This window comes from Arthrobacter sp. 05L45_2 (genome assembly GCF_056397525.1).
The window spans coordinates 1-5,791 of sequence record NZ_JBFTNO010000201.1; the positions used below are offsets into that span (position 1 = coordinate 1).

The window sequence follows — 5,791 nt, forward strand, 5'->3', positions numbered from 1 at the left end:
GTATGCTGGGCGTCTTTTGCGGCCTGGGCATCGGCGCCGTCCTGGGCGGACGGCGYGGGACCGGCCACTTTGTGCACTCCACGAGCCGCGAAGTCAGGGCGCTGCTATCTATGGTGGTCGCCGTTTTTGCCGCCGGACCGGCGCTGGCGAGCCTGGCCAAGGCACCCTCGGGCCCGCTCGCCGTGCTCCGGAACCTGGTGGTAAACCCGCTGCCCACCATCAACGACCTCCAAGCGAGCTGTTCGGCCGCCGTCGACCTATCCTGCCTCCAGATCATCCACAGCCCGGGGCTCCGCGGCCCTGGCCTGGAAGCCCTGTCCCTGGTCCCGCTGGTGCTCCTCCTGGTCTGCGCCGAAGGACTCCGCCGGGGCAACCGTGCCGCGCTCTGGGTCGCGATCTCCGTCCAGCTGGTCATCGGCGTGCTCTCCGCCATTTATTTGCAGCTGTTCTCCCAGTTCGGGGCGTCCGTCCGGAGCGGGTCCCGGGTGATCTCCGTGGATGCCGGGGTCACTGAAGTGCTGCCGGTGGTGCTGGTGCCGTTGCTCATCGCCGCGGCTTTGTTTGCCTCCCGGAGGCACTTCAACGTCGATGCGGATCCGGTGCTCGGCCGGCGGTCCCTGCTGCTGCTGGCCGGAGTTTTTACGGTGTTCGTCGCCGCATACGTGGTGGCGTGGTTCGCCGAGGACAACTACAACCACAGGGCCGGGCTGGTGGCCCTGCTTGCCACCCTGCCGCGGATGTTCCTTCCCTACCCCTTCTCCTTCCGCTACTCGGTGTCGGTATATCCGCACGGCGTGTGGTCACCGCTGATCTTCAGCTACGGCGGGGCCGTGTTCTGGCTGATCTGCCTCATCAGCATCCTCGCCATGTTCGCCAGCCGTAAACTCCGGGACCTCCGGGCAGACAGGGGAATCACCCTGGCACGGAGGCTGGTCCGCCAAGGCGGYGGCTCGCTGTCCTGGATGGCGCTCTGGCCCAACAACAGGTACTGGTTCAACGACGCCGAGACGGTGGGCATTGCCTACCAGCTGCACTACAACGTGGCGCTGACCGTCGGCGAGCCGTTCGGCCGGGCCGAGGACGTGGAGGGCGCCATTACGGAATTCACGGCGTTCTGCGCCCAGGAGTCCCTCGCCCCCTGCTGGTATTCCGTCACCGACGAACACTGGCCACTGCTGCAGCGCCTCGGGTTTAGCCGTGTGCGTGTTGCCGAGGAGACCCTGCTGCCGCTGGGCAGCATTGAATTCAAAGGCAAGGAGTGGCAGGGCGTCCGCACCGCCCTCAACAAGGCCCGCAAACTCTCCGTCGAGGCGCGGTGGTGTACCTACGCCGAGCTCCCGGGCCCGCTCCGGACCCAGGTCCATGAGATTTCCGAGGAATGGGTTTCGGAGAAAACACTTCCGGAGATGGGATTCACCCTTGGCGGCATTGAGGAGCTGAAGGACGAGAACGTGTTGCTGTGCCTTGCCGTCGACGCCGAAGGCAAGGTCCATGGCGTGACCAGTTGGCTCCCCGTGTTCACGGACGATGCCGTCACCGGACGCACCCTGGACTTCATGCGCCGAAGCCCCGACGGTTTCAACGGCGTGATGGAATTCCTGCTCGCCTCCGCGGTCCTCCATTTCGACGGCAGCATGCCGGAAATTTCGCTGTCTGGTTCGCCGCTGGCGCCCGTCCGCGACGGCGACGCCGACCAAAAAACGCACGACGGCGCCACGATCGGCCGCTTCCTCGACTGGCTGGGCGCCGTGCTCGAACCCGTGTACGGATTCCGGTCCCTCGCCGCTTTCAAACAGCGATTCCACCCACGCCACCGGACGCTGTACATGATGTATCACGACGCCCTGGCGCTGCCGGTCATCGGCCGTGCCGTCACTGAGGCCTACCTGCCCACGATGTCCATCCGGCACACCGCCAGGCTGCTGCGGGGCGCCATCCGGTAACGGCCCCGGAGGCGGGCACGGTACTTGCCGGCACCCGAGTGGTAGCCCAGCCGGGGGTGCTGAAAAGCGAGTACGTACTACTCCCGAACGTCAGGCTGGACCGGAATATGCTTCAGCCATGACGTAGCCCTGCCACGGTAACGGGTTGCGCTGCCGCACTCGAAGTGACGGGGGACRTGAAGCCTACGAGCAGCACACCGGTCCGCGTGGACGAACGTGTGCAGGGGCCAACAGCAACCCGGCGGACCAGGCCGCAAATGGGCTATGGCCTGCGGCAGATCCCTGTGACGTGGCTGTCGGTTCTCCTGATGTGGGTAGCCGGCGCCGCCACCGGATCACTGATTTCCGGCCCGGCGTCAGCGTTGATCGCGTTCGTGGACGTGGGCCCGGACACCCTGACGAGTTCACAGTGGGCTTCGATCCCGGCGAGCATGCTGTTTCCCGGCGGCATCTCTTCGTATGTGCTTGCCAGCCTGGTGTTGCTCATATGTGTCGGGGTCGCCGAACTCGCACTGGGGAGCGGAAGGGCCGCGGCGGCGCTGGTAGCCGGCCATGTGGCCGCCGTCTTGTTCTATGTCGGGATCGTGGCTGCCGGTGATGAACTCGGCAGCAGCTGGCTCAGTTCCATGCAACACCCGGCATTGGCGGGCCCGTTCGCGGGAAGCCTGGCTGCCGTCATGGCCGCGGGCCCGGCCCTTGGTCCGCTGTGGCGGCGGCGGGTTCGCTCCGTCGGCCTGGCGGTGACGATCATGCTCCTGCTCTACGTCGGCCACCCCCAGAACCTGCTCACGTTCCTTGGCGCGCTGTGCGGGCTGGCCAGCGGATGGGCGGCGTCCATGGCCTCAGCCCGTTCCTCAGCCCGTTCCTCAGCCCCTCCGGTGACGCGTGCGGGGCTACGGACGGCGGACCGGCGCGCTGCGGGGGAGAACCCCTGGACCGGCCGTGACGTCAGGTCCGTCCTGGCCATGACCGTGGCGGTCTTCGCCGCAGGTCCGGTCCTGGCGGGACTGTCCCAGGCACCCGTCGGGCCGCTGGCGGCCCTCCGGAACCTGATCGTCAATCCCGTGCCCAGCCTTAGCGAGCTCCAAACCGACTGCGTCGCCGCCGTCAACGCCGGTTGCCCCCAGATCATGCACAGCCCCGGCCTGCACGGGCCCGGGGGAGCGGCCCTGTCGGTGGTGCCACTGCTTCTCCTGCTCGCGTGCGCGGAAGGGCTGCGGCGGGGGAACCGGGTGGCGCTGTGGATCGCGACCGGAGCGCACCTGGCCGTGGGAGTGATCTCAGCGGTGTACCTCCAGCTCTTCGCGCACTTCGGGGTGTACGTCAGGAGCGGCCGGCGCAGGATTCCGGTCGACTCGGGCATCGTGGAGATCCTTCCGGTGGTGCTGGTGCCGTTGCTCATTGCCGCTGCCCTGTGGTTCAACCGCCGGCACTTTGCCGTGGACACGGATCCGGTCCTCGGGCGCCGGGCACTGGTGATCGTGCCGGCCGTCTTCGGGGCCTTCGTCGCTGTGTATGTCATTGCCTGGTTCGCCGAGGGCAACGACCGGCACCGTGCCGGTCTGCTCGCTCTCGGGGCCACCCTGCCGCGGATGTTCCTGCCCTACCCGTTCTCCTTCAAGTACTCGGTGTCCGTACACCCGCGGGGCTACTGGTCCTCGCTGCTCTTCAGCTACGGCGGCGCTGCGTTCTGGCTCATCTGCCTGATCGCCGTCCTCGTGATTTTCACCAAGCGCCGGCTCTGGGACCGCCGTATGGAAACCGACCGTGCCGTCGCACGTCGGCTGGTCTTCCAGGGCGGCGGATCACTTTCGTGGATGGCCCTGTGGCCGAACAACCGGTACTGGTTCAACTCCACCGGCACGGTGGGCATTGCCTACCAGCTGCGGCACGGCATCGCGCTGACGGCGGGCGGCCCGTTCGGCCACGACGTGGACTTCGCAGCCGCGGAGCGCGAATTCACCAGATACTGCGCGGAGCAGACCCTGACGCCGTGCTGGTACTCCGTGGCGGACGCGCACTGTGCCGAGCTGCGGTCCATGGGCTTCAAGAGCCTGGAGGTGGCGCAGGAAACCGTCCTGCCCCTGGCCGACGTCGACTTCCGGGGCCGGGAGTGGCAAAGCGTCCGGACCGCCATGAACAAGGCCAGGAAGCTCGGCATCACCGCCCGCTGGGGCGCCTACAGTGACCTGCCGGGAGCCTTGCAGACCCAGGTGCACGAGATTTCCGGCCAGTGGGCCGCCTCACGGTCGCTTCCGGAAATGGGCTTCACCCTCGGTGGCGTGGAGCAACTCAAGGACGATCACGTGCTGCTCTGCCTGGCCGTGGACCCTGCTGGCGCGGTCCTCGGCGTCACCAGTTGGCTGCCGGTCTTCCACGACGGTGAACTGGTCAGCCGGACGCTGGACTTCATGCGCCGCCGCGACGACTGCTTTAACGGCGTGATGGAGTTCCTGATCGCCTCCGCAGTGCTCCGCTTCAAAGGCACAATGACCGAGATCTCGCTGTCCGGCTCGCCCCTGGTGCCGGCGACGGCGCTGGTGCGCCGCCGGCAGGGCGGTCAATCCGGGGGGCAGGATGCTCCCGTCCTGGAACCCGGCGGTCCGGACGTCGCGGCCGCCGACGTCGATGCAGCCCCCGCCGGCCGGCTGCTGCGCTGGCTGGGGGACGTCCTCGAGCCGGTGTATGGCTTCCGGTCGCTGGCGGCGTTCAAGCAGCGGTTCCAGCCGCAGCACCGGACGCTCTTTATCCTTTACCAGGATCCGCTGGCGCTGCCCCTGATCGGCCGTGCCCTGGCCGAGGCCTATCTGCCAACCTGGTCACTGCGCCATACGGCGCGGCTGCTTCGCGACGTCACCGCCGGTCCGCAGTCCGCGCGCCGGCCGGTCCGGGCAGGCCAGCCCGAGCAGCAGCTCAGCCGTTGACCCCCAGGCGGGTCATCAGCCAGTCCATGTTGTTCTCGACCCCGTACTTCCAGGCCGTCCAGGCGTGGCCGCCCGGCGCTTCCTGGAACTGCACGTTGATACCCGCCTTCTTCATGCCCTGGTAGACCTGGACTCCCTGGGCCCGGAAGAACGGATCCCCGGCGCCTACGGTGACAATGCCGGCGGTGTGCGGGTACTTGCGTGTCTTGATGACATCCAGGGCGTTCTGCTTCTTGAACTCCGCGGCGCTGCCGCCGAAGTACTGCTGCAGGAGCACCTGGTGGCCCTGCCGGATGGTCGGCTGGTTTTCGCCGGAGCTGTCGATGAACGTCGGGTAGACCTCGGGGTAGTTCATGGCCAACTGCATGGCGCACGTCCCGCCGTAGGAGAACCCGCCGATGGCCCACTGGCTGGTGGAGTGCTTGCCGGCACCGAAGGTGGCCTTGATCCAGTTGGGCACGTCCTCGCTGAGGTACCTGCCGGCCTGGCCTTGCTTGCTGTTCATGCACAGCGGGGGGTAGTTGGCCCACTTGGCTCCGGCGTCGGGCATCACGATGATCGGCGCCAGCCCCTTGTGCGAGGCCGCGTAGTCGTCCATAAACTGGGCGATCCGGCCGTTGCGCAGCCAGTCGACCGGTTCTCCCGGGACTCCGTGGATCAGGACCAGCACGGGCAGGTCGGCCCGCGGAGTGGAAAGGTACGCCGGGGGAAGGTAGACAAAGGCGGTGGAGGAGACCTCATGGGAGATGGGTGCCGGGATGAACGCCCGGATCACGGTCCCTTGGCTGGGCATACCCTCCGGCGCCGTCCAGTTTGCCAGCGTGGTGGGAGCCTCACTCGGCGTCGACAACGGAACCGGGTTCCCGCGTTCCTGGTTCTTGAACTGGTCGAGGGTTTCCATCTTCACGCCGGTGTCCCCAAAGA

General features: G+C 67.4%; 3 protein-coding genes. 2 read left to right on the top strand and 1 reads right to left on the bottom strand.

Translation table 11 applies throughout. The features are described 5' to 3' along the window. The coding region (locus AC1DHD_RS13525) for a bifunctional lysylphosphatidylglycerol flippase/synthetase MprF (protein ID WP_476880210.1) at positions 1–1,943 on the top strand (1,943 nt) is incomplete at its 5' end. 284 nt (positions 1,944–2,227) lie between these two features. Then, on the top strand, positions 2,228–4,867 hold the full coding sequence (locus tag AC1DHD_RS13530; RefSeq protein WP_476880211.1) for a bifunctional lysylphosphatidylglycerol flippase/synthetase MprF: 2,640 nt from the start codon (positions 2,228–2,230) through the stop codon (positions 4,865–4,867). Here AC1DHD_RS13530 and AC1DHD_RS13535 read toward each other — a convergent pair. Then, the coding region (locus AC1DHD_RS13535; protein ID WP_476880212.1) for an alpha/beta hydrolase at positions 4,857–5,791 on the bottom strand (935 nt) is incomplete at its 5' end. The two genes, AC1DHD_RS13530 and AC1DHD_RS13535, sit on opposite strands and share 11 nt — an antisense overlap.